Source organism: Streptomyces sp. NBC_01515 (assembly GCF_045040345.1).
Taxonomy (GTDB): Bacteria; Actinomycetota; Actinomycetes; order Streptomycetales; family Streptomycetaceae; genus Streptomyces.
Window position 1 is genome coordinate 3,182,438 of record NZ_CP109416.1, and the last position, 24,444, is coordinate 3,206,881.

The following is a 24,444-nucleotide window of genomic DNA, read 5'->3' on the forward strand; positions in this document are numbered from 1 at the left end:
ACCCACCGTACAAGTCAGTTCATCGTCGCGCCGATCGTCGTGCTGCCCGTCGTCAGGAACGTCGTGGACGGGAGCGTGCCGCTCGACGAGCGGGCGTTGTACGTCGATGACGCGTCCGTGGAGATGAACGACGGGGTGGAGACGCCGGAGTCCCAGTTGTTGCCGGACGAGGTGACCGCGGAGCCCTTGGTGACCGAGCCGCTGCCGTTGCTCACCGCGAGGTTCTTGCCGAGTTTGGCGGAGCTGGTGGCGAAGTAGTAGCCCCACTTGCTGTTGGCGTACGCGGTGGTGCGGTTGATGACGAGGGCGCCGGTGTTGGAGTTCTCGGTGAAGCCGTTGCCCGCGTTGCCCCAGGCCGCCGAGTTGTTGATGACGTGCGCGACGACCTCGCCGTCACCGCCCAGCTTGAAGCCGTTGCCGTCACCCGCGAAGGACGAGTCCGACCAGCGGTTGACGCCGTTGCCGAAGGACCAGGTGTGCTCGACGGTGACCGGTGTGGAGAAGGACCAGAAGTCGATCCCGTCATCGGAGTTGTTGTAGAGACGTGCGCCGGTGACGAGGTTCCCGCTGCCGGAGCCGAACTTGATGGCGACCCCGTCCGCGTTCTCGCCGTGCGTCGCGGCGTCGTAATTGCCGTACGAGTCAAGGTTCTTGACCGTGTTGTTGACGGTGCCGTCGCCGGTGAGCGTGAAGCCGGAGTCGCCGCCGTTGATGGTCTTGACGTTGTTCCAGTTCGTGCCGGTGCAGGACTGGCAGACGACCGCGCTGTCCGGGGAGTTCTGGAAGGTGAGGTTGGAGACGTTCCAGTAGTCCGCCGTCAGCTTGAAGATCCAGGACCCCGACGGCAGTGACGAACCGTCGATCTTGACCGTCTCCGAGCCGTACGCGGTGAGCGTGACCGGCGAGGACGACGTGCCGTTCGTCGTGGACTGGAGGGTGGCCGTCGGGTAGTACGTGCCGCCGCGCACCTGAATGACCGTGCCGGCGGTGGCACTTGAGATCGCGCTGGTCAGTTCGGCGGTCGTGTCGACGACGACCGTCGCGGCCTGCGCCTGGGTGGGGAGGACGGCCAACCCGGCGCCGAACGCCAGGACTGTGCCGAGGGTGAGAGCGGTACGACGAGACATAGGAGTGCGGTCCTTTCGTCGTTCTGTCGCGGATGGGGGGATTTCAGGGACGCCAGTCACCGAGGTAGGCCGCAGGGGTGTGCAACTCGGCCTCGATAACCGTGAGTTGGGGCCGGTTCTCCGCGACGGTGATCACGGCACCCGGGCCCGTGTTGCGGTACTCGTGGAAACGCATCGACTGCCAGGGATAGGCGTCGCGCATGTTCGTGTACGGCGCGACCGGGTCGATGCCGGGCCCGATCCGGGTGTCCCGCACGACGAGGGACGGCCAGGCCGTCGTCTCGTACGACGGGACCCACGGCCGGGCCAGCTTGTACGCGGCGTCCTCGGCGCCGGAGGTGATCCGCGAACGGACCGCGAGGATGCCGTGCGGGTTGGCGCGGGCGGTGGACGGCGCGAAGACCATGCCCTTGGGCGTGAAGGCCACGTCCCGCTGGAGGGTGTGGAAGTGGCAGTCCGCGAAGACAGCCGTCGCCCGCCCGAAGACGAAGTCGACGTCCCCCTCGATGTAACAGCGGGAAAAGTACTGCCGGTTGAAGGCCTCCAGCGCCGCCGTGTCCACGAACAGCGTGTCCTGGTGAGCCAGGAGACGGACGTGCGCGAACTGCGAGCGATCACCCGTCACATACGCGGCCACCGCCTGCGTCCCCGTGATCTCCGGGTGGTCCGCGCGCAGCCAGTCGTTGGCGAGGGTCAGGTCCCGTACGGTCAGCCCGGGCGCCGCCGACGTGAAGGTCGCGGACCCCGCCGTACCGTACGTCCCCGAACCATCCGGCCGCTGTGTCCCGTTGGCGTTGTCATAGACGATGACGACGTCACGCGGATCGCCAGTGGCACCCCGCAACGTCAACTCCCCCGCCCCCACGGGCACGTTGACGACCTCGCGGTACGTCCCCGGGTGCACGACGATCGTCCAGCCGTCACCCTCCACCGCGTCCACGGCCGCCTGCACCGAGCCACCGGGTCGGACGTGCAGGACACGACGACGGTCGAGCGCTACGGCGGACCCGGCGCCGGCGGCCACCAGACCACCGGCGAGCCCGCTCAGAAGGGTGCGTCTGCGCAGGGCCATCTCAGCGCCTCCGCCCCGGCGCCCAGTCCCCCAGATACGCCTCGCGGGTCGCCGACTCGGCCTGCACGGCGGTGAGTTGGGGCCGGTTCTCCGGAACGCTGATCACGGCACCCGGGCCCGTGTTCCGGTACTCGGCGAACCTCTGCCCCTGCCAGGGATAGGCGTCCGACATGTTGGTGTACGGCGCCACCGCGTCGATCCCCGCGCCCAGCGCCGTGTCCCGCACGGTGAGCATCGGGTGGGCGGTGGTGTCGGATCCGGGTACCCAGGGACGGGCCAACTTGTAGTAGCCGTCCGGGGCTTGGCTGCTCACGCGGCTGCGCGTCACCAGGTATCCGCGCGGGTTCGCGACCGCCGTGGAGGGCGCGAAGACGAAGCCGTACGGTGCCGTCGCCAGGTCGGTGCGGTTGAGCGTCCGGAAGTGGCAGTGGTCGTAGACGGCGGTCGCGCGCCCGAAGACGAAGTCGACGTCTCCTTCGACGTAGCAGCGCGCGTAGTACTGGCGGGCGAAGACGCCGAGCGCCAACGAGTCGGCGTACAGCGTGTCTTGATGGCCCAGGAAGTGGCAGTCGAAGAACGCCGAACGGTCGCCCTGCACCTTGATCGCGACCGCCTGTGTGCCGGTGATGTCGGGGTGGTCGGCGCGCAGCCAGTCGTTGGCGAAGGTGATCCGGCGGGCGGTGAAACCGTCGGTGCGGATGGTCGTGGTGGCCGAGCCGGAGGTGCCGTAGGTGCCCGAACCATCGGGTTTCCGCGTCCCGTTGGCGTTGTCGTAGACGATGACGACGTCGCGCGGGTTCTCGCTCGCGCCGATCCAGGTCATCTCGGAGGCGGCGGTGGTGAGTTGGCCGGTCGCCGGGTCGGTGACTCCGGCGGTGACCGTCTCGCGGTAGACGCCGGGCGCGATGACCAGGGTGTATCCGGCGCCGGTCGCGGCGGTGACGGCGGCCTGGACGGTGGTGAAGTCGCCCCGGCCGCGCGGGTCGACGTACAGGGTGAGCGGGGTGAGGCGCACGGCCGGTGAACCGTAGCGGCCGAACGGGCGCGGTCTGCCGACGGCGAGGGCGGGGACGGCAGGAACTGCGGTGAGGCCGATCGCTGCGCCCGCGCCGACGCTCGCCTTGAGGAATCCCCTTCTGGACAGGGGCAGTTGGAGGGGGTGGTGGTGCGAGGGCATGCGGGTGCTCCTTCGCGGTGTGGCTCGTGAGGTGGGCCCCGGTGCCGGGCCGGTCGGACGGAACCGGCCCGGTGTGTACGGGGGTTGGTCAGCGCAGGCGGCCCGCGCCCGCGCCCCGGTCGACGATGAACGGCACGGCCTTCGCGGGGTCGATCTTCGTGCGCAGGGTCGGGGTCCAGCCCGCGCCGGACTGCAGGATCTCGGCCGGAACTCCCGCGTTGTGGACGGCGATCAGGTCGGTGAGCCTGCCGTTGACGTAGTTGTCGTCGGCGGTGAGCGGCGCCTCCGACCACTTCTTGAGGATGGTCGCCTCGGAGATGCCGGCCGGGACCGTGAACGCGTTGTGTTCCGCGACGAGTTGGGACTCCAGGCCGATGCCGTAGCTGTAGCCGTAGCCCGGCTCGGCGACGAAGTGGTTGTTGTACGAGTCGACTTGGCCGAAGCGGACGCGGGGTGCGCGCTCGACGAGGTTGGCGAACAGGTTGTGATGGAGCGTCACCTTCAGGTGGCCCCGGTCGACGGCGGCCGTGGAGGCGCTGTCGCTGTTGCCGATGAGGATCGTCTTGTCGTGGTCGGCGAAGACGTTCCAGGAGGCGGTGACGTAGTCGGCGCCCTTGACGATGTCGAGTTCGCCGTCGTGCTGCTCGAAGATCCGCCCGTAGTAGGCGGGCAGCGAACTGTCCGGGTGGGCGCCGTCGGTGAAGGTGTTGTGGTCCAACCACACATGCGTGGAGCCGTAGATGACGGCGCTGTCGTACTCGGAGTTCCAGTTGCCGGTGTCGCCGTCGGTCGGGTCCCACTGCGGGAAGCAGTCCAACGGGCTCTCGAAGGCGAGGTTCCGGACGATGACGTTGTCGACGGCCTTGATCTGCAGGCTGGCGCCCTTGAAGCCGGCGTTCCGGCCGATACCGACGATGGTGGTGTTCGCGGGGATGAACGCCTTGATGGCGGCGTCCTGGTTGGCGGCGGAGACACGGCGCAGGCCCTCGGGGCTGTCGGCGGGTTCGTTGTCGAGGTTCTGGTCGTAGCCCCAGACGGCGGGGTCGTAGGTGGCGAGGTACTGGGCGAAGTCGTAGCCGGGCGCGGCGAAGGAGTCGCACCCCTCGGCGTTGGCGTCGATCACACCCTTCACTCCGATGACCTTCGGCGCGGTTCCGCCGGCGGCCAACGCGGCCTTGAAATCGGCCCAGTTGGAGACGGTGTAGACGTGATCCGGGGTGGCGTCCGCGCCACCGCTGGTGCCGGTGCCGTAGGAGGCCCAGCCGTCACCGGTGCCGAGGGTCTGCCGGTCGAGGGGGCGCGGATGGGCCTGGGCGGTGGTGCTGGTGAGGGCGAGAGCCAGTGCCGTGCAGCCCACGAGCGACGCAATGACGCGTCCATGACACTTAAATGTACGCACTGTGCGGGTCTCCTTGCTCAGAGGGTCGAGGCGTCCGTCGCCTCGGGCCAGGTGATCCAGGACGTCGGAATGTCCTCGTGCAGCCGGACGACGTCACGCGGCGCGAGCACCCGGGTGCGCGGCAACTCCCGCGCCACGAGCCGCGCCACGGCGATCGCACCGGGCGGATTGAAGTGCGTGTTGTCCTGCTCGGTGTCGGTCCAGTTGAAGTAGACCTTCGTCTCCTCCACCCCGAGCCGCTGCCACAACGCGAGCGACAACGCCTCGATGTCGAGCAGCGCGACCCGCTCCTCCTGCGCGAGCGCCCGCATCGCCGCCGGGTAATCCCCGTGCGTCGGCAGCGCGTTGCCGTCGACGTCGAACCGGCGCCGCTCGACGGGGGTGGCGAGCAGCGGCCGGGCGCCACGGCTTCGGGCCCCGTCGATGTACATCCGCAGATAGTCCTGGTACGTCGTCCAGGGCTCGGTGTAGCGGGTGGGGTCGGCGGTCTTCTCGTCGTTGTGCGCGAACTGGACGAGGAGGAGATCGCCGGGCCGGATGGCGGCGAGGATCACGTCCAGCCGCCCCTCGTCGACGAAGCTCTTCGAACTCCGGCCGTTCACAGCATGGTTGGCGACCTTTACTTCCCTCCGCAGGAAGAAGGGGAGGGCCATTCCCCACCCGGTTTCCGGGGCTTCGGTGGAGTACTTCTGGGCGGCGGTGGAATCCCCGGCGATGTACAGGGTCCGATTCCGCCGAACACCGCCACCACGTAAAGGAACGGCGGCGAGAGCACCTAACGCGACTTGCCTACGAGTAAGAGACACGATGGGTCCACCTCTCGGCTTTTGTCTTTTAGGGGCGCGGGGAACTGCGCGACCAGCCCCCACCGGCCCGCAGCCCCCCACAAACCGAACCACCCAACTCAGTGGTTCTGCTTCCAGTCCGCCTGCGCCTTGTTCAACTGGTCGGCCAACGTGTCCAAGAACTCCTTGGCCGTCACCTTCCCCAGCAACAACTTCTGGAAGTTCGGCTCATTGTCCGCCTTGGAGATCGTGTTCCAGTCCGGCAGGTAATACGGCAGCTGCACAATCTTCGTGGAGGCCCCGTTCAACGCAGCCGCAGCCAACTCCGTAGGCTCCGACTTCTGAAGCCAACCCGCGCTCGCCGCATCCGTGTTGGCCGGCACCTGCCCGGCAGACTCGTTGTACTTGGAGTTCTCCGCCGCGGACACCGCGAACTCGATGAACTTCCAGGCCGCTTCCTTGTTCTTGCTGGACTTGAACAGACTCAACCCGTCAACGGGGTTGGAGATCTGCACCCGCGTACCGTCGTCCAGCGTCGGATTGGGAATGCCCTTGAACTTGTCCGCGCCCAGAGCCTTCAGATGGTCCTGGTACGACCCGAGGTTATGACTCAGCATCCCGATCGTCCCGCTGTCCCACTGCGCGACCATCTTCGTGAAGTCGTTGTTGAGGTCGGCGGACGGAGTGTCCTTCTTGAACAGCCCGACGTACTTCGCCAACGCGGCAACGTTCTTCGGGTCGTTGACCGTCGTCTTGTCACCGTTCCAGAAGGACGTGATACCGGTCTGCCCGTACACCGCGTCCAACGCGGGCGCGATGGACCCCTCGCCACCCCGAATGGTGAACCCGAACTTGTTCTTCGCCTTGTCGGTGAGCTTGTCCGCGGCGGCGTAGAACTTCGACCAGGTCGTCGGCGCGTCCAGCCCCGCCGCCTTGAACAGATCGGTGCGGTACCACAAGGTCCCGTTGTTGGCGGAGGTGGGAATTTGGTACAGCGTGTCCCCGCCCCCCGCGCTCTTGCTCACGTCGAGCAGGTTCTGGCTCAACTGCCCGTTCAGGGAACTCGACTTGAGCCGGCTGTCCAACGGCTCCAACGCCCCCTGCACCGCGACCTCCGCGAGCACCGCGGTCCCCACACCGCCGACGTCGGGCAGCCCCCCGCCCTGGATCGCGGTGTCGTACTTGGACTGGGCGCTCGCGGCCGGTATCCCCACGTACTTGACCTTGATGTCGGGGTTCTTCTTCTCGAAGTCCGCGATGATCTGCTTCCAGATGTCGGTGCGGACACCGCCGTTGTTGTCCCAGAAGGTGATCGTGCCCTTGCCGGACCCCTCGTCGCCCTTGTCCCCCGCGGCACCGCTGCCGTCGTCGCCGCACGCGGTGGCGGTCAGCGCGAGCACGGAGCCCAGGGCGACGGCCACGGCGGCACGCCTGCTTCTGCGGATGCTGGTCTTCATAGAGCGGCTCTCTTCTTGTGGATGCGACGGTGTGATGGCCTCGCTGGCGGTGGGCAAGCGCTTGCCACGGAGGTGCGTCATTGCGACTCCCAACAGGCGGACGGGCAGGGTGAGTCAGAGAGAACTGATCCGGAACCGCGTGAAACCGGCCGCGCCGGCATGTCCCGTGCCGACGGGCGCGAGCGCGAAGAGCCCGAGCAGGGCGCCGACCCAGCGCCAGGGGGTGGCAGCGAAGACCTGGCCGCTCGGCCGCGGCCCGTCCCCGACGTCGTAGAAGAAGCGGCATCGCGCGCCCGCGCCGGTCTCGATGCGGAGTCGGACCCGGCCCTCGGGGGCGGGGTGCGACTCCCCCGCGTCCCGTTCGCGCTCGGCGACGGGCTCGGCGAAGCGGTGGACGAACATCACCCGGCCGTCCGTGCTCCGCTCCAGCCCGATCCAGCTGTACGCGTCGCCGAGCACGGCGAGTCCGGCGCGTGCGCCCAACTCCTCGCTGTCCAGACCCAGTTCGACCTCGACGGCGACGGGTGTGCCGGGGAGGCGCTGGGTGAGGAGGTTCGGGAGCCGGCGCAGGTCGTGGGTGTCGGCCGTACGGGCGCAGGTCAGTCGTAGGCCGTCGCCCGAGTGGTGGGTGGCCCAGCCGTCCTGCGGGTTCGCGGTCCACTGCCACTGGCGGCCGTACCGTCCGCCGGGGAAGTCGTCGTCGGTGGCGGGCGCGGCGGGCGGCTGCGGCGGGAGGTCCGGTTTCCGGTGTACGGCTACGGGGGCGCCCGCGTCGCCCATGACCGGCCAGCCCTCGTCGTCCCAGCGCATCGGCTGGAGGTGGACCAACCGGCCGTAGGCGCCCCGCTGTTGGAAGTGCAGGAACCAGTCCTCGCCGGACGGGGTGTTCACCCACGCGCCCTGGTGGGGGCCGTTGATGTCGGTGTCCCCCTGTTCCAGGACGACCTTCTCCTCGTACGGGCCGAAGAAGCCGCGCGAGCGGAACGCGCCCTGCCAGCCGGTCCCGACTCCCCCTGCGGGGGCGAGGATCCAGAACCAGCCGTCGTGCTGGTGGAGTTTGGGGCCCTCCAGGGTGAACCAGCCGGGGATGCGGTCCGCGTCGACGATGACCTTGCCGTCGTCGAGCAGGGTCGTGCCGTCGGGGTGCATACGGTGGCCGGTGAGGCGGTTCTTGATGCCCGCGCGGGACTTGGCCCAGGCGTGGACGAGGTAGGCCTCGTCGGTGTCGTCGTCCCACAAGGGGCACGGGTCGATGAGGCCCTTGCCCTCCTTGAGGAGGTGCGGGCGGGTCCAAGGGCCGCGTATCTCGGGGGCGTTGACCTGGAAGATGCCCTGGTCGGGGTCGCCCCAGAAGATCCAGAAGCGTTCGTCGTGGTACCTCAACGCCGGTGCCCAGACGCCGCAGTCGTGCCGTGGGGTCCCGAACTCCCCTGCCGGTTCAAGGCGTTGGAGGGCGTGGCCGATCAGGGTCCAGTTGACCAGGTCGCGGGAGTGCAGCAGCGGCAGGCCCGGTACGCGGCCGAAGCTGGACGCGGTGAGGTAGAAGTCGTCGCCGACGCGGATGACGTCCGGGTCGGACCAGTCGGCGTTCAGGACGGGGTTCGTGTACGTCTCGGGCGTCACTGGCCGACCGCCTTCCGCACGAGTGCCGCGGCCTCGGCACGGGAGAGGCAGCCGTCGGCCACGACGGTGACGATCCGTCGTACGGCCGTGTCGCCGGGCGGTATCGGCAGCCGCTCGTCCGACGCCAACGACGCGCCCACGCCCGGGTATTCGGCGGTGCGGACGAACCACGGGTCCTGGCGGGAACGGTCCGTGGCGCCGGCGAAGACCAGGGTCCAGCCGGTGCCGGCGAGGGCGAGCCAGTCGGCGCGGGTGCCGTGGATCTCCGGTTCGCCCTCGTGGTCGGCGGTGAAGACGCGCGGGGTCTCGGCCTCTTTGCGGGCCCGCCAGAAGAAGCCGCCGTACGCGGCTCCGGGGCGGCCGTTGGTGGCGGGGCTGCCGATCGAGAGGGGGTCCGTCGTCACGTTGGTGAGGGAGAAGGTGAAGTCCAACGCCCAGGCGGTGTCGGTGAGTTCGGTGGCAGCGACCGTACGGCGTTCGCGGAGCAGTTCGGCGCCGGAGGCCACCCAGCGGAGTTCCTCCACGAAGCCGTCGGGGTCGCGGAGTTGGAAGGCGGAGTGGCGTTGGGCGCCGTGGTTGTCCAGTTCCGTGGGGCCCTGGTCACGGACGTAGGTGCGGCCGCCCCAGAAGTTGTGCCCCTCGACGTCGGGAACGGCGACACCGACGCCGAGGTGGTGGGTGTGGTCGACGGGGCTCAACTCGGTGACCGCCGTGCCCGCCAGGGTGGTCACCGGGTGCAGATACGGGCGCGGGGAGAGCCGGTCGGGCAGCTCGGGCCGGGTGACGTACCGGGCGACCGGGCGGCCCGCCACGCGCAGCACCGGCGTGTCATGGGTGATCATCAGGTGCTCACCTCTTTCGGTGGGGCCCAGGAGGCGCCCAGCTCGGAGTAGAGGGCGAGGGTGTCGGCCGCCGCCGTGACCAGTGCGTCGATGCCGGGGACCACCCGGCGGTTCTCGGCGGTCAGCAAGTGCCAGGCATCGGTGGGGAGTTGAGCCGGGTCGGAAGCCTCTCGGATCGCTTCGACGACCTTCATGAAGGCGCCTGTCGCGTCCGGTTCGACCAACAGCTCGTCGCCGTCGGTGAGATGGGCGACCAGGTTCTCCAGCAGGTCCGTGCTGCCGTACTCGAACTCCTCCGGGCCGTGGCCCGCCCGCTGGAGCAGGACGCGGTCCTGCTTGTACCAGTAGGTGATCCGGCCCTCGCTGCCGTGCACCAACACGTAGGGCTCGCCGGGGTGTTCGGCGCACAGGGTCACGGCGACGGTGACCGGGCGGCCCTGGACGGTGGTGACGCGGACGCAGGAGGTGTCGTCGGACTCGATGTCGTTGGCGCGCACGAGTTCCGTCTCGATGCGGACGACGTCCTCGGCGCGGGTCGTGTCGTTGAGGGCGAGGGCGGTGGCGACGGCGTGTGCGAGGGGGTTCGTCAGGGCGCCGTCGATGACGTCGACGCCGTTCAGGCGCCGCTTGCCCGCCCAGGGGGCGCGTCGGTAGTACGCCTCGTCGCGCGCCCAGGCACCGGCGCCGCCGACCCCGGTCACCGTGCCGATCGCGCCCTTGGCGATCAGCTCGCGGATCCCGGGCACGGCGTGCGAGCCGAGCGACTGGAACCCGATCTGGCAGACCACCCCGGCCGCGGCGACGCCGTCGGCCATCCGGCGGAACTCGGCGTACGAGGGCGCGGGCGGCTTCTCCAGCAGCAGGTGCACGCCCCGCTTCGCGGCGGCCAGGGCGAGGTCCGTGTGGGTCGGGATCGGGGTGCAGATCACGGCCACCTGGGCGCCGGTGGAGTCGAGAAGGGCGCCGAAGTCCGGTGACTGCGCGGGGAGTTCGCCCCCGAACTCCTCCTCGGTCAGCGGGGTCAGCTCGCAGATTCCGGCGAGGCGTACGAGCCCCTTGTCCTGGAGCCGGCGGATGTTCTCGACGTGCCAGCGGCCGTGGCCCCGGGCGCCCGCGAGGACGATGGAGACGGGCGGGGCGAGGGGCGTGGTGACTGCCGTGGCGGCGGGTGCGGTGACTGCCGAAGCGGCTGGTGCGGTGACAGTCGTAGGACCGGATGCGGTGACGGTCGTAGGACCGGTGGTGGATGTCATGGGATTCTCCCTGCGTCGACGATCTTCGCCAGCAGGGTAAGCGGTTGCCTCATCCCTTCACCGCCCCCGCGCTGAAGCCGGTGATCAGCCACTTCTGGATGAAGGCGAACACGATGACCACCGGTATCGCCGCGACGATGCCGCCTGCGGCGAGGGCGCCGAGGTCGACGCTGTCCGCGCTCATCAGGGTGTTGAGGCCGACCGGGATCGTCTGCTTGCTCTGGTCGGACAGGAACATCAGGGCGAAGAGGAAGTGGTTCCAGGCGTGCACGAAGGCGAAGGAGCCGACGGCGATCAGCCCGGGCCGCAGCAGCGGGAGGACGACGATGCGGAACGCGGCGAAGCGGTTGCAGCCGTCGACCCAGGCGGCCTCTTCGAGGGACTGCGGGACGTTCCGGATGAAGCCGCTGATGAGGATCATCGAGAGCGGCAGCTGGAAGACGGTCTCCGCGAGGATGACGCTGCCGAGCGAGTTGATCATCTGGAGCTTGGCGAAGATCTGGAACAGCGGGACCAACAGCAGGGCACCCGGCACGAATTGGGAGCAGAGCAGGGCCAGCATGAAGGCGCGCTTGACCTTGAACTCGAAGCGGGCGAGCGCGTAGCCGCCGGCGAGGGCGACCACGGTGGTGAGGATCAGGGTGGCGACGCCGACGTAGACGCTGTTCTGGAAGTAGACGCCGAAGCTGCGTTCGGTCCACACCTTCTGGAAGTGGTCGAGGGTCATCGGCCAGGGGACCAGGGAGGTCGAGCCGGCCGGGCGGAACGCGAAGAGCAGGATCCAGTAGAAGGGGATCAGGGTGAAGACGAGGTAGATCCCCAGGGGGAGGTAGATCTGCCAGCGCGGGACCTCGTCCCAGGCGCGGCGGACCTTGCGCGGCTGCTGCGGTGCGACGGACTCCCGCTCGCGGGCCGGAGCGATCTCGGTGATCACTTGTCGCCGCCTCCGAACTTGCTCAGGCGCAGATAGATGATCGAGAAGAAGAGCAGGATCACGAAGGCGACCGTGGTGAGGGCGGACGCGTAGCCGAAGTTGTGTGCCTCGACGCTGGTGTTGGCGACGTAGAGCGGGAGCGTGGTCGTCTCGCCGGCCGGGCCGCCGCCGGTCAGGGTGTAGAGGAGGTCGACGTTGTTGAACTCCCAGACCGCGCGCAGCAGTGTGGACAGCACGATCGCGTCCTTGAGGTGCGGCAGGGTGATGTGCAGGAACTGCTGGAAGCGGCCGGCGCCGTCGACCTCGGCGGCCTCGTAGAGGTCCTTCGACACGGACTGGAGGTCGGCGAGGATGAGGATCGCGAAGAAGGGGACGCCCCGCCAGAGGTCCGCGACTACGGCTGCGGAGAAGACGGTTGAGGGGTCGGACAGCCAACTCGTGCCGTACTGGCCGATTCCCATGTCGGCGAGGTAACGGGTCACGCCCGTCTGGGAGTTGTAGAGCAGCACCCAGATCGCGGAGGTCAGGACGCCCGACACGGCCCACGGGGAGAACACCAGCGCGCGGCCGATGGACCGGCCCACGAAGGTCTGGTTGACGATCAGTGCGAGGGCCAGTCCGAAGAGGAGTTGGAGGCCCACCTCTACGACGACCCACTTGGCGCTGAAGGTCAACGTGTCCCAGAACTGGGGGTCGTTGGTGAAGGCGTGGGTGAAGTTGTCGAGGCCCGCGAAGCCGTTGCGCCACGGTTTGGTGGGGTTGTAGTTCTGCAGGCTGTAGTAGAAGACGCTGATGACCGGGTAGGCGATGAAGCCCAGCATGAGCAGGGCGGCCGGGGCGATCAGCAGGTACGGGAGCCTGCGCGGGGTCGCGGAGGCACGGCGCCGCCGGGGTGGCGCGGGCGGTTTCGCCACGGCTGCGGCTTGGGCCATGACTGTTCTCCGTTCAGCATAGGAAGCGCTTGCTCGACGGGCATGGGAAACGGGCGTGCGAAGGGTGCTCAACCGGCGTACGGGTCAGGCACCTTGCCGGGCCGCGCCAGGAACTCGAAGTCGCAGCCGGTGTCCGCCTGGGTGATCTGGTCGTTGTAGAGCGCGCCGTAGCCGCGCTCGTACCGTGCGGGCGGCGGTGTCCACTCCGCCCGGCGTCGCTCCAACTCCTCGTCGTCCACGTTGAGTTGGAGGGTGCGTGCCTCGACGTCCAGGGTGATGGTGTCCCCGGTCCTGACGAGCGCCAGTGGTCCGCCGACGTACGACTCGGGCGCGATGTGCAGCACGCACGTGCCGTAACTCGTCCCGCTCATCCGGGCGTCGGAGATCCGGACCATGTCCCGGACGCCCTGCTTGAGGAGGTGGTCGGGGAGCGGGAGCATGCCGTACTCGGGCATGCCGGGGCCGCCCTTGGGGCCCGCGTTGCGCAGCACCAGCACGCTGTCGGCGGTGATGCCCAACTCCGGGTCGTTGATGGTGCGTTGCATGGTCCGGTAGTCGTCGAAGACGACTGCGGGGCCGGTGTGCTTGAGCAGGTGCGGTTCGGCGGCGATGTGCTTGATGACGGCGCCGTCCGGGCAGAGGTTGCCGCGCAGGACGGCGACCCCGCCCTCGTGCGCGACCGGGTTGTCGCGCGGTCGTATGACGTCGTCGTTGTGCACCCGCGCGCCGTCGAGCTGCTCGCGCAGGGTGTCGTACGAGACCGTCGGCCGGTCCAGGTGCAGCAGGTCCGTGATCCGGGAGAGGAACCCGGGGAGGCCGCCGGCGAAGTGGAAGTCCTCCATGAGGTACGTCTGTCCGCCGGGCCGTACGTTCGCCAGGACCGGGACCGCGCGGGCGATGCGGTCGAAGTCGTCGAGCGTGAGGCGGACGCCCGCGCGGCCGGCCATGGCGATCAGGTGGATCACGGCGTTGGTGGAGCCGCCGAGGCCGAGGACGGTGGTGACCGCGTCCTCGAAGGCTTCCGGGGTGAGGATCGACGAGAGAACACGCCCCTTGTGGACCTGCTCAACGATCCTCATGCCGGATTGCGCGGCCATCCGATCGTGCCCCGAGTCCACGGCGGGGATGCTCGACGCACCCGGCACGGTCACGCCCAGCGCCTCGGCGGCGGCGGTCAGCGTGGACGCCGTCCCCATGGTCATGCAGTGCCCGGGCGAGCGCGCGAGGCCGCTCTCCAGCTCGGTCATCTCGCACTCGCCGATGAGGCCGGCGCGCTTGTCGTCCCAGTACTTCCACATGTCGGTGCCGGAGCCGAGGATCTCGTTGCGCCAGTGGCCCGGCAGCATCGGCCCGGCGGGCACGAAGACGGTCGGCAGGTCGACGGAGGCGGCGCCCATCAGCAGCGCGGGCGTGGACTTGTCGCAGCCGCCCATCAGGACGGCACCGTCCACGGGGTACGACCGCAGCAACTCCTCGGTCTCCATCGCGAGGAGGTTGCGGTAGAGCATCGGGGTCGGCTTCTGGAAGGTCTCGCTGAGCGTGGCGACCGGGAATTCGAGCGGGAAACCGCCCGCCTGCCACACCCCGCGCTTCACGGCCTGGGCACGCTCACGAAGGTGCACATGACAGGGATTGATGTCGGACCAGGTGTTGAGGATCGCGATGACGGGCTTGCCGAGGTGTTCCTCGGGGAGGTAGCCGAGCTGGCGGGTGCGGGCCCGGTGGCTGAAGGAGCGCAGCCCGTCGGTGCCGTACCACTGGTGGCTTCTGAGCTCTTCCGGTGCCTTCATACGGACCATCCGGCGACTATCGCGGCGACCTCGGCGCGCTCGCTCTCGGGCAGGGGCCTGCTGGGCGGCCGTACATCACGACGACACAGGCCGAGGGACGCAAGCGCTTCCTTGACGATCGTGACGTTGTTGGCCGAGCCGTTCGCGGCCCTCAGTTCCTCGAAACGGCGGATCTGCTCCCACACCTTCATCGCCCCCGGGTAGTCCCCTGATCGAAGCGCTTCGATCATGTTCAGCGAGACGGACGGGGCGACGTTCACCAGCCCTGAGGTGAAGCCGGTGGCGCCCGCCGAGAAGTAGGAGGGCGCGTACGGTTCGGCCAGCCCGGCCACCCACACGAAGCGTTCGAGCCCCGCGTCCCGGGCGAAGGCGGCGAAGCGGGCCGCGTCCGGGACGGCGTACTTGACGCCGATCACGTTCGGGCAGTCGTCGGCGAGTTCGGCGAGGCGGGCGCCGGGGAGTTGGGCGTTGCGGATGTACGGGACGACGCCCAGGTCGGGCACGGCCTCGGCGATGGCGCGGTGGTAGTCGACCCAGCCGTCCTGCGAGACGTACGGATGGACGGGCTGATGGACCATCACCATCTGGGCGCCGAGGTCGCGGGCGTGGCGGGCGGAGGCGATGGCGGTGGGGACGTCGTGTCCGACGCCGACGAGGATCGCGGCGCGCCGGCCCGCCTCGTCGATGGTCAACTCCGTTACGAGCTGGCGCTCTTGAGGGGTGAGGGCGTAGAACTCGCCGGTGTTCCCGTTCGGCGTGAGGATGCCGACGCCGCCGTCGAGCAGGCGGCGGAGCAGGGCCCGGTGGGTGTCCTGGTCGACGGTGCCGTCCTCGGCGAACGGGGTCACCGGGATCGCCACCACGTCGGCCAGGGCGGTGCGTTGGGCCTCGAACGTCGCCGTCATGCGCGACTGTCCTCTCCGTGGGAGTCCCGTGCGTGGGAGTCCTGTGCGTGGGAGTCCTGCCGGTGGGTGTCCTGCCCGTGGGCACCCCGTCCTTGGGTCTCCAACTCGGTTCCGGGGAAGGCTCGTTGGACGAACGACGCGATGTGGGCGTGCAGCGCGGTGGCCGCGCCGTCCGCGTCGCCGTCGAGGGCGAGCCGCAGGATCTCCCGGTGTTCGCCGGCCTCCCGTTCCCAGGAGGGTGAGGCGGCCCAGGCGACGGTGGAGACGAGGGCGGCCTGGTCGCGGACCTCGTCGAGCATCCGGCCGAGCAGCGGGTTGCCGCACGGCAGGTACAGGGCGCGGTGGAACTCCCGGTTGGCGAGGGAGCGTTCGGCGGTGTCGGTGGCCCCGTCGGCGCGGGTCAGGGCGTCGCGCGCGGCGTCCAGGGAGGCGTGGCGATGTACAGCCCGCCGTAGCGCCTCGGGTTCGAGGAGCAGGCGTACGTCGTACACCTCGCGCGCCATGTCCGCGTCCACCATGCGCACCGTGACGCCCTTGTACTGGTTCATCACGACGAGCCCGGTACCGGCCAGGGTCTTGAGCGCCTCGCGCACCGGGGTCTTGGACACCCCGAACTGTGCGGCGAGGTCGGTCTCGACCAGTGGCTGACCCGGCGTCAACTGACCGGTGAGGATGCGGCGTTTGATCTCCTCCTGCACGTACTGCGTGCGGGACGGGATCGGCGTGGGCACAGAGGTCATGCGCGCCTCTCGGATGTGACGTGGCTGCGGGGCGCGGGATCGGATCTCGCGTGCCCGGCTCACTTGTCCAACTCAGGTGTCCGGTTCTCGTGTATCTGATCTCGCGTATCGCGTCTCATATATGACGTACGAAGTACGACGGGTTGAAGGTAGGAGCGCGCTTTTGTTTCGTCAATGCTTCTGACAGAAGAACCGGTAACTGGCCCCGGCGGGGCGTCACATGGTCTTGGTGACGCCTTCCAGCGCGGCGGAGGTCCGGCCGGGGAAGATCGCGGCGGCGCGTTCCAGGGCGGCTTCGCGGGTGAGGGTGGGTCCCACGTGGGTGATGAGGAGTTCGCGCGCGCCCTTGGCGCAGGCGCCCGCGTCCTCGGGCGTGAGGTGGACCTGGCGTTCGCCTTCGCGATGCCGGTCGATGTCGGCCTCGCAGAGGAACACGTCGGCGCCGCCCGCGAGTTCGGACAGCGCCTCGCAGGGTCCGCTGTCCCCGGAGTACCCGAGCACACTCCCCTGGCACTCGGCACGCAGCCCGTACGCCTCGGTGTCGTGGACGACGGCGCGTGCGGTGAGCCTGAGGTTCCAGTGCCGGACGGCGTGGCCGTCGTAGAGCGGCCGGAAGTCGAAGACGCCGCTCAGGAACCGGACGTCCGGCTGTCCGAAGAACCCGGCGAGCCGGCGGGCGCAGTCCTGCGGGGCGTAGAGCGGGATCGGGGAGGTCGGGGTCATCCCGCCGTAGGCGAACGCGTAGGCCGCCGCGAGGAGATCGGCGCAGTGGTCGGCGTGCAGATGCGAGATCCAGATCGCGGTGAGCCGCGCCGGATCCGTGTGCCGCTGCAACTCGGCGAACGTGCCCGTCCCCGCGTCCAGCCACACCTCGGCCCCGCCGCCGCGCAGCAGATACCCGGAGCAGGGGCGGCCGGGGCGCGGATGCGGAGAGGCTGTGCCGAGGACGGTCAGACTGAGAGGCATGGTGGGGAAGAGTACGGTTGCGGGGCCCTCGGCGCTCATGTTTCGGGGTGGTGTGTGGGGGCGGGGGGTGAGGTGGGCTATGGGGGTTGGATTCGGGGCGCTCGACGTACGACGGGGTTCGGCTTCGGGGGGCGTGGCTCGGGGTGGCTGGGTGGCCTATGGCGTTTCGGCGCGAGGCGGGGTCGCCAGCGTCGGGGTGCGGGGGCGGCTGTCTGCGGCGCGGAGGCCCAGGCACGGGGAGTGAGCGATCTAAGGCGATTCGACTCGCCAGTGTTCTGGCGCCGGGCTGCGAGTGCGGGCTGGCTGGCTGGCTGCGGCCAGGTCGTGGACGCGGGGGCCTGAGTGAACTACGCCGTCTCGGCTCACGGGCGTGCCGGCTGGCTGGCTGGCTGGCTGGCTGGCTGGCTGTGGCACGGGAGTCCCTGACGCGGAGGTCTGAGTGACCTGCGGGGTCTCGGCCTAGCAGCCGACTCCGAGTGGGTGGTTGTTGGAAGCTGGGGGTAAATCTAACCATTGTCGCGACCTTTGACCGGTTAGAAAGGACCCCAGCCTCCCGAGGAGGCAGGACCGGAGGCCGGGCCAGGAGGGGGAGGTGGGTCCGCGAAATGTGACACTTCCGCTTCGACTGTCACATTGCTGCGGACCGGGTACCCCGGGGCGCGAGACAGGTGCAGCCACTCCGAGCTGCACATCACCGTCGCAGTGGGTTCCCGGGCGCGAGGGCCCGAGTGGCCTACGGCGTCTCGGCGCGCTGCTCTCCCCGTCGAAGCACACCACCCCGGCCCGCTCCGCCCGTTGGCCTCCCCCGGCTCCCGCTATGCCTTCCACCCCGGGTCGCGCCCGCTGAGCCCCAACGCCCTTTCCAGCAGCGGCGCTTCGTCCGGTACCGGGACCACCGGGCCGAAGATGCCGCCCCCGCGGGTCGGGTCCTGCGTGGCCGCGAGGAGGAAGCCGTACGACGTCTGGAGTGCGGCCGGGTCGGGGTCGTAGGGGCGGCCGGTGGCGACCGCCAAGTCCCAGCCGTGGATGACCAGTTCGTCGGCGACGACGGCCGCGGCGACCGCGCCGGGGAGGTCCACACCGCCCGCGCGGGTCATGCCGGTCCAGGCGGCCGGGTCGCGCCAGGCCTCGGCCAAGTCGTCGAGAACCTTGGGGAGTTGCTCGCGCCAGCCGGGGCCGATGTCGGGGGCCGTAGCACCCGGGTTGGTGTCGGTCGTGACGCCCAGGTCCTTGCGGGCGGCGTCACGGAAGGCGACGGACAGGCCGAGCACGTGCCCCAGCATGTTGCGTACGGCGAGTTCGGGACACGGCGTCCCGTCCGCCAACTGCTCGTCGGTCACCCCCTCGGCGAGCCGCGCGATGACCCGGGTCTGCGGGCCGAGGTCGAGGATCGTGTCGTCGGTCATGCGAATCTCCTCAGGAGATCGAGGGCGGATTGGAGGAGGGCTGAAAACAGCGGGTGAAGACAGGGCTGAAGGGAATCGGAAGGGCGGCGAACTCCCCTCATGAGGTAGACCGACGGCAGGCCCGAAACTCATCGCGCACCCCCGCCACGCCCCCACCACCTCGCGTTTCTACGGCACCTGCCCGATGCCGCCACCCCCGCCTTAGACCCACGATGACCAGGCATGACGACAAACTGGACCGTGCCGCGCATCCTGCGGGACCGCAACGCGGGGCTGTATCTCGTGGGCCTGATCGTGTCCGCCTTCGGCACGTCCGCGCTCGGGCTCGCGGCCGGCGTGTGGGTGAAGGACCTCACCGCCTCGAACGGCCTCGCCGCGCTCTGCACCTTCACCGTGTGGGCCCCGACCCTGTTCGGCCCGGCCCTCGGCACGATCGCCGACCGCGTCCGCCGCAAGCCCCTGTTGATCCGGACGAACCTCGGCCTGGCCGCCCTCCTCCTCACCCTCTTCGCCGTCCACTCCCGCGCCGACCTGTGGCTCCTCTTCGCCGTCCTTTTCGTCTACGGCACCACCGTCGTCGTCCAGGACCCCGCCGAGTCGGCCCTCCTCGCCACCGTCGTCGACCGCGATCTCCTCGGCGACTTCAACGGGCTGCGAATGACGGCCGTAGAAGGCATGAAACTGGTCGCGCCCCTGACGGGCGCGGGTCTGTACGCGGCGTTCGGCGGGCCTGCGGTCGCCTGCCTGGACGCGGTCACGTTCGCGCTGGCGGCGGCCCTGTGGCTGCTCATCCACGCGCCGGAGGAACGACCGCAGCGCACCACCGACACCTGGCGGACCCAAACCGCCGAGGGCGTAAGCGAGTTGTGGGCGCATCCCCTCCTACGCCCGCTCGTCCTGGCAGGCGGGGCGACGATGTTCCTCGCCTCCCTGAGCAGCTCCACGACCTACGCGATCGTCGCCGCCCTGGGACACAACCCGGCCTACACGGGCGTGCTGTACGCGGCCCAGGGCACCGGCTCGGTGACGGTCGGACTGCTCTCCGGTCCCGCCCTACGACGGCTCGGTGAGCGGCGTTTCGGGGCGGCCGGCATCGTGCTCACAGCGGCCGGGGTCGCCGCGCGTGCGGTGCCGTCGGACCCGGTGATCCTGGCTAGCAGCGCTGCAATCGGGCTGGGGCTCCCGTGCGTACTGATCGCCGCATTCACCGCAGTGCAGCGGGAGTTGCCGGGCCCGTTACTCGGCCGGGCCACCGCCACCGCCAACACCCTGATCTTCACACCGAACGTGATCGGGCTGGGGGCGGGGGCGGCGCTTGTCGAACTGGCCGACTTCCGGGTGCTGTTGGTGTTGATCGGCGTGGGGTTGCTCGCAACGGGCTTGCTCTTGGCGGCGCTTGGGACGGGGACATCTCCGGCGCTGCGTTCACCAGGCACGTCTCTCGCGTTGCCGGCACGGGACGCGTCTCCGGCATTGCTTGATCCGGACGCGTCTCCGGCGTTGCCCGCACCCGGTCCGTCTCCGGCGCCGTTTGGGCCACACGAGACTCCGGCACTGCTTGATCCGACCTCGTCCCCAACGCAGCCCGCACCGGACGCACCGCCGCCCTTGCCCACTCCGAGCCCACCCCCACCTCAGCTCCCGCCCAACACCCCCCGAACCTCCACCAAGTCCCCCTCCGAAGCCAACCCCGCGTGATACAGCCGCAGTTCAGTCGCCCCGAGCCCCCGAGCCCGCTCGGCGTCCGCCGCAAGCGCCCCCGGCCGACCCCCCATCCCGGAGACCACCGTGAAGTTGGCGGCCAACACGGCCCCGTCCACGCCCTGTTCGGCGAACGGGGTCAGGAGGCCCGTGCCGCCCGTGCAGGGAACGACCACTCCGTCGGCCACCGAGAGGATGTGGCCGGGGTCCACGCCCGCGTTGGCGCCGCAGTGGTAGGACACCGGGTCCGCGTGGAGGAGTACCTGGAAGTCGGCGGGTGCGGCCGCGCGGACCGCTGCGACCGCCGTCTCCTGGAGGGTGCGGGCGCGGTCGTCGCGCCACGCGCGTGTGGCCGTCGCGTTCGTGTCGCCGAGGAGCTTCTCGACGCCCGCCCAGCCGCCGTCGGAGGGCGCGCCCTGCCACACCGGTTCCAGCGCGGTGCGTACCGTCGCCGCCAACTCCTCGGCGTCGAGGCCCTGTTCGCCGTAGCCCTCCTGGCAGGTCGGGCAGAAGCACAGGGACATGAGGTACTGGCCGGCGTCCCCGAGGGGGATTCCCGCCGTCTTGTCGTGGGCGTGGAGATGGGTGAGGCCGTACCAGCCGAGGGACTCCAGTTCGGTGCCGCGTGCGCCGGGGCGTACGGCGGCCTCGGCGGCGAGGTCGACGAGGTACGTGCGCGTGGCGGGCTGCGCGATGCAGGGGGCCCAGGGGTAGCGGTCGCCGTAGGCGTTGACCACGGAGGTGCTTGGATGGTCCGCGCCCAGGCGGGAGTTGTGGGCGAGGACGACCCAGGTGTGTACCTCCAGGCCCGCGTCCGCGAGAGCCGTGGCGGCCTCGCCGTAGGCGTCGCCCGGCGCCCAGTCGCCGGACGGGTTCGGCTTCAACTCCCGTCCCCGCCAACGGGTGTCCGGCGGGTACAGGACGGCCGCGTGCTCGGCGGTGACGATGCGGTGGCGCGGGTGGCGGGGGGTCAACGCACGCGTGGAGTGGTACGCGGAGGCCAAGGTCGCCTGCTGGACGCCGAGTTGGGCGATCCTGGCGCCCGCCTCCGGGTCGCCGTTGACGTCCCAGGGATAGACGAACGCCGACGCCTTCACGCGCCCTCCTCGATCCGCGATGCGACCTGTGACTCGATCTCCGGCTCGACCTCCGACTCGACCTCCGACTCGATCAACGCGTAGCCGCGCTCGATGAGTTGGGCCAGCTGCTTGACGTGGTCCTCGGTCGGTTCCGTCAGCGGCGGGCGGACCTCGCCGACATCCAACCCCCGCATCCGCACCCCCGCCTTGACGAGCGAGACGGCGTAACCGCGGCCCTGGGCGCGCAGTTCGACGAACGGCAGGTAGAAGCCGTCCAGGATGCGGTTCGCCGTGGTGTCGTCGCCGGTGGCCAGCGCGCGGTGGAAGGCGAGCGCGATCTCGGGGACGAAGCAGAACACGGCGGAGGAGTAGAGGGTGATACCGATGCCCCGGTAGGCGAGCTGGGTCTGTTCGGCGGTCGGGAGGCCGTTGAAGTAGAGGAAGTCGCCCGGGACTTCGGCGCGCACCGTGCTCACGATCCGCTGCATCAGGTCGAGGTCGCCGAGCCCGTCCTTGAAGCCGATGATGCCCTCGGTGCGGGCGAGTTCGACCACCGTGGCGGGCGTGAAGACGGCGTTGTCGCGCTGGTAGACGATGACGGGCAGCGCGGTCGCCGCGGCCACCTCGCGGTAGTGCCGCAGCAGCCCCTCCTGCCCGGCGACCACGAGGTACGGCGGCATGGCGAGCAGCCCGTCCGCCCCGGCGGCCTCCGCGAGCCGTGCGTACCGTACGGCGAGCGCGGTGCCGTAGCCCGCGCCCGCGACCACCGGCACCCGGCCCTCGGCCGCCTCCACGGCGGCCCGCACGCACGCCTCGAACTCCTCGGGCAGCAGCGCGTGGAACTCCCCGGTGCCGCAGCACGCGAACACGGCGGCGGCCCCGGCCTCGACGCCCCGGCGGACATGCGCGCGGTAGACATCGAGATCGACGGAGCCGTCGGGGCCGTACGCGGTGACGGGGAAGAACAGCGGCCCGCTGGGGATACTGAGCCGGTCGGCGAGAGGGGCTGGCGTCACGGGCTCTCCCTTGAAACAAGCGCGTACGTTCTTCTGATCAACGTCTACATTTCTGAACAGCCCCACCCTAAGGATCTGCCTCAGGGTGGGTCAAGCAGGCAAATGAGCAAGAAGGAAGCGGATTTCCCAGGTCCACGCCACACTTGACGGGCATGGCGGGCGATCCTTAGCGTGTCCATGCATGTGAATATCATTCATGGATGAGGTCAGCCATCCACTGTCGATCCCAAGGAGACCGAGGATGCCCGCTCCCCGCACCGTTCTGCTCACCGGCGCCGCAGGCGGGCTCGGCACCCTGATGCGGGACCTGCTCCCCTCCTACGGCTACGAGCTGCGGCTGCTCGACCTCCGCCCGATCGAGGGCGAGCCGGACGCGATCACCGCCGACCTCTCCGACCGGGCGGCGCTTCGCGAAGCCGTGCGGGGCGTCGACGCGATCATCCATCTCGCGGGCATCTCCCTGGAAGCCTCCTTCGACAAGATCCTCAAGTCGAACATCGAGGGCACGTACAACCTCTACGAGGCCGCCCGCGAGGAGGGCGTCCCCCGCGTCGTCTTCGCCTCCTCCAACCACGCGGTCGGCTACACCCCGAGGCCCCGAGCCGGAGACCCACTCATCCCGATCGACACCCCGCACCGCCCCGACACCTTCTACGGCCTGTCGAAGTCCTTCGGCGAGGACCTGGCGCAGCTCTACTGGGACAAGCACGGCCTGGAGACCGTCTCCGTCCGCATCGGCTCCTGCTTCGCCGAGCCCAGCAGCGTGCGCATGCTGTCCGTCTGGATGAGCCCGGCCGACGGCGCCCGCCTCTTCCACGCGGCCCTGACCGCCGAGAACGTCCAGCACACGGTCGTCTACGGCTCCTCCGCCAACACCCGCCTGTGGTGGGACCTGTCGACCGCGCGGGCGCTCGGTTACGAACCCCAGGACGACTCCGAGCCGTACGCCGAGAAGATCGTCGCCGAACAGGGCGAGCTCCGGCCGGACGTCGAGGCACACGCCTATCTCGGTGGCCACTTCGTGAACGACCCGCCGATCTGGCCGTACTGACCCGGGCGGTACCGATACGGGCGGTACTGACACGGGCCGTACTGACACGGGCCGTACATCCGGTCGTACCGACGGGAAAAGGCACTCCGGAGACGCGGGCGGGCACCGAACGGGCCCGCCCGCAGGCATGTTCGGGCACGGACGCTGCCCGATCTCACGCCCCGGCGCACAGCCGCGCAGGTCCGCGACGGGCACAGCGCCCGGCATACGGTCACACACGGGCAGCATCGGGCGTGCAACAGGCCTGGTCAGTGCCGCGCACCCGCTGTAGAACTTCCCCCAAGGGTCGCACCGGGCCCGAACGGGCAGTACTCCGGATGAGCGGGAAGGCGGTGTCGGCCATGGGCACGAGTTCGGCGGAGGAGCGTCAGCGGGAGATCGTGCGGGCCGCGCGCCGCACCGGCTCGGTCGACGTCACCGCGCTCGCCGCCGAGCTGGGCGTGGCCAAGGAGACCGTACGGCGCGATCTGCGCGCCCTGGAGGACCACGGGCTGGTCCGCAGGACCCATGGCGGCGCCTACCCCGTGGAGAGCGCCGGTTTCGAGACGACGCTCGCCTTCCGCGCCACCAGCCATGTCCCGGAGAAGCGCCGGATCGCGGTCGCCGCGGCCGAGCTGCTCGGGGACGCCGAGACCGTCTTCGTCGACGAGGGCTTCACCCCACAGCTCATCGCCGAGGCGCTGCCCAGGGACCGGCCGCTGACCGTGGTCACCGCGTCCCTGCCCGTGGCGGGCGTGCTCGCCGAGTCGGAGAACACGTCGGTACTGCTGCTCGGCGGCCGGGTCCGGCACGGCACCCTGGCCACCGTGGACCACTGGACGACGAAGATGCTCGCCGGCTTCGTCCTCGACCTCGCCTTCATCGGCGCCAACGGCATCTCCCGCGAACACGGCCTGACCACACCCGACCCCGCCGTCAGCGAGGTCAAGGCCCAGGCCATCCGCGCCGCCCGGCGCACCGTGTTCGCGGGCGTGCACACCAAGTTCGGGGCGGTCAGCTTCTGCAGGTTCGCCGAGATCGGCACCCTGGAGACGATCGTCACGAGCACGCTGCTCCCGTCGGCCGAAGCCCACCGCTACTCGTTGCTGGGGCCACAGGTCATACGCGTCTAGAGCGTCACGAGCGTCCAGAACGCCGTTTGGAATTCCAACCGAGTCACTACGTAGGGCGCAGCCATGCCCGGCGACGC

General features: G+C 69.8%; 20 protein-coding genes and 1 pseudogene. 3 read left to right on the top strand and 18 right to left on the bottom strand.

Annotated elements, in window-relative coordinates:
• Positions 1–14: 14 nt before the first annotated feature.
• From OG407_RS14080 to OG407_RS14155, 16 genes are all read right to left on the bottom strand, one after another.
• Positions 15–1,127: a right-handed parallel beta-helix repeat-containing protein gene (locus OG407_RS14080; RefSeq protein WP_405858126.1), complete on the bottom strand. Its 1,113-nt coding sequence runs from the start codon at positions 1,125–1,127 to the stop codon at positions 15–17.
• Positions 1,128–1,170: 43 nt separating this feature from the next.
• On the bottom strand, positions 1,171–2,193 hold the full coding sequence (locus OG407_RS14085; protein WP_405868396.1) for a pectinesterase family protein: 1,023 nt from the start codon (positions 2,191–2,193) through the stop codon (positions 1,171–1,173).
• Positions 2,194–2,200: 7 nt separating this feature from the next.
• On the bottom strand, positions 2,201–3,376 hold the full coding sequence (locus OG407_RS14090; RefSeq protein ID WP_405858128.1) for a pectinesterase family protein: 1,176 nt from the start codon (positions 3,374–3,376) through the stop codon (positions 2,201–2,203).
• Positions 3,377–3,464: 88 nt separating this feature from the next.
• Positions 3,465–4,733: a polysaccharide lyase family 1 protein gene (locus tag OG407_RS14095; RefSeq protein WP_405858129.1), complete on the bottom strand. Its 1,269-nt coding sequence runs from the start codon at positions 4,731–4,733 to the stop codon at positions 3,465–3,467.
• Positions 4,734–4,792: 59 nt separating this feature from the next.
• On the bottom strand, positions 4,793–5,581 hold the full coding sequence (locus OG407_RS14100; protein WP_405858131.1) for a rhamnogalacturonan acetylesterase: 789 nt from the start codon (positions 5,579–5,581) through the stop codon (positions 4,793–4,795).
• Positions 5,582–5,679: 98 nt separating this feature from the next.
• Entirely contained in the window at positions 5,680–7,017 is a 1,338-nt protein-coding gene (locus tag OG407_RS14105) for an ABC transporter substrate-binding protein (protein WP_405858133.1), read from the bottom strand.
• Between the two features lie 114 nt (positions 7,018–7,131).
• Positions 7,132–8,640, bottom strand: a complete 1,509-nt coding sequence (locus OG407_RS14110; RefSeq protein WP_405858135.1) for a family 43 glycosylhydrolase — start codon at positions 8,638–8,640, stop codon at positions 7,132–7,134.
• Entirely contained in the window at positions 8,637–9,482 is an 846-nt protein-coding gene (locus tag OG407_RS14115) for a PmoA family protein (RefSeq protein ID WP_405858137.1), read from the bottom strand. Before OG407_RS14115 ends, OG407_RS14110 begins: the two co-directional genes overlap by 4 nt.
• Positions 9,482–10,735: a Gfo/Idh/MocA family protein gene (locus OG407_RS14120; RefSeq protein ID WP_405858138.1), complete on the bottom strand. Its 1,254-nt coding sequence runs from the start codon at positions 10,733–10,735 to the stop codon at positions 9,482–9,484. Before OG407_RS14120 ends, OG407_RS14115 begins: the two co-directional genes overlap by 1 nt.
• Before the next feature lie 49 nt (positions 10,736–10,784).
• On the bottom strand, positions 10,785–11,669 hold the full coding sequence (locus OG407_RS14125; RefSeq protein ID WP_405858140.1) for a carbohydrate ABC transporter permease: 885 nt from the start codon (positions 11,667–11,669) through the stop codon (positions 10,785–10,787).
• Positions 11,666–12,601, bottom strand: a complete 936-nt coding sequence (locus tag OG407_RS14130; protein WP_405858142.1) for a carbohydrate ABC transporter permease — start codon at positions 12,599–12,601, stop codon at positions 11,666–11,668. The genes OG407_RS14125 and OG407_RS14130 overlap by 4 nt, the downstream gene beginning before the upstream one ends.
• 68 nt (positions 12,602–12,669) lie before the next feature.
• Positions 12,670–14,400 carry an L-arabinonate dehydratase gene (araD, locus tag OG407_RS14135; protein ID WP_405858144.1) on the bottom strand — a complete coding sequence of 577 codons (1,731 nt, stop codon included), beginning with the start codon at positions 14,398–14,400 and terminating at the stop codon, positions 12,670–12,672.
• Positions 14,388–15,296, bottom strand: a complete 909-nt coding sequence (locus OG407_RS14140; RefSeq protein WP_405858146.1) for a dihydrodipicolinate synthase family protein — start codon at positions 15,294–15,296, stop codon at positions 14,388–14,390. Before OG407_RS14140 ends, araD begins: the two co-directional genes overlap by 13 nt.
• A complete protein-coding gene (locus tag OG407_RS14145; RefSeq protein ID WP_405858148.1) occupies positions 15,293–16,036 on the bottom strand; it encodes a GntR family transcriptional regulator in 744 nt (247 codons plus the stop codon). Before OG407_RS14145 ends, OG407_RS14140 begins: the two co-directional genes overlap by 4 nt.
• Before the next feature lie 216 nt (positions 16,037–16,252).
• Positions 16,253–17,002 (bottom strand): MBL fold metallo-hydrolase, encoded by a 750-nt coding sequence (locus tag OG407_RS14150; protein WP_329351239.1) that lies wholly within the window; start codon positions 17,000–17,002, stop codon positions 16,253–16,255.
• 815 nt (positions 17,003–17,817) lie between these two features.
• Complete coding sequence (locus OG407_RS14155; RefSeq protein WP_405858150.1) at positions 17,818–18,408, bottom strand: TIGR03086 family metal-binding protein; 591 nt, start codon at positions 18,406–18,408, stop codon at positions 17,818–17,820.
• Positions 18,409–18,630: 222 nt separating this feature from the next.
• On the opposite strand from OG407_RS14155, the pseudogene OG407_RS14160 reads away from it, so the two are divergent.
• A pseudogene (locus OG407_RS14160) lies at positions 18,631–19,881 on the top strand (MFS transporter); the annotation flags it as partial.
• 161 nt (positions 19,882–20,042) lie between these two features.
• Here OG407_RS14160 and OG407_RS14165 read toward each other — a convergent pair.
• Together OG407_RS14165 and OG407_RS14170 are read right to left on the bottom strand one after the other, a co-directional pair.
• The gene (locus OG407_RS14165; RefSeq protein ID WP_405858152.1) at positions 20,043–21,206 is read right to left on the bottom strand and encodes a hypothetical protein; all 1,164 of its coding nucleotides are present in this window, start codon (positions 21,204–21,206) and stop codon (positions 20,043–20,045) included.
• Entirely contained in the window at positions 21,203–22,204 is a 1,002-nt protein-coding gene (locus tag OG407_RS14170) for a 5-dehydro-4-deoxyglucarate dehydratase (RefSeq protein ID WP_405858154.1), read from the bottom strand. The genes OG407_RS14165 and OG407_RS14170 overlap by 4 nt, the downstream gene beginning before the upstream one ends.
• Positions 22,205–22,445: 241 nt before the next feature.
• Here OG407_RS14170 and OG407_RS14175 point away from each other — a divergent pair, with 241 nt between their 5' ends.
• Positions 22,446–23,255, top strand: coding sequence for an NAD-dependent epimerase/dehydratase family protein (locus OG407_RS14175; RefSeq protein ID WP_405858156.1), 810 nt, complete (start codon positions 22,446–22,448; stop codon positions 23,253–23,255).
• A 341-nt stretch (positions 23,256–23,596) separates the two neighbouring features.
• Positions 23,597–24,367, top strand: coding sequence for a DeoR/GlpR family DNA-binding transcription regulator (locus tag OG407_RS14180; protein WP_405868398.1), 771 nt, complete (start codon positions 23,597–23,599; stop codon positions 24,365–24,367).
• The last annotated feature ends 77 nt before the right edge of the window (positions 24,368–24,444 follow it).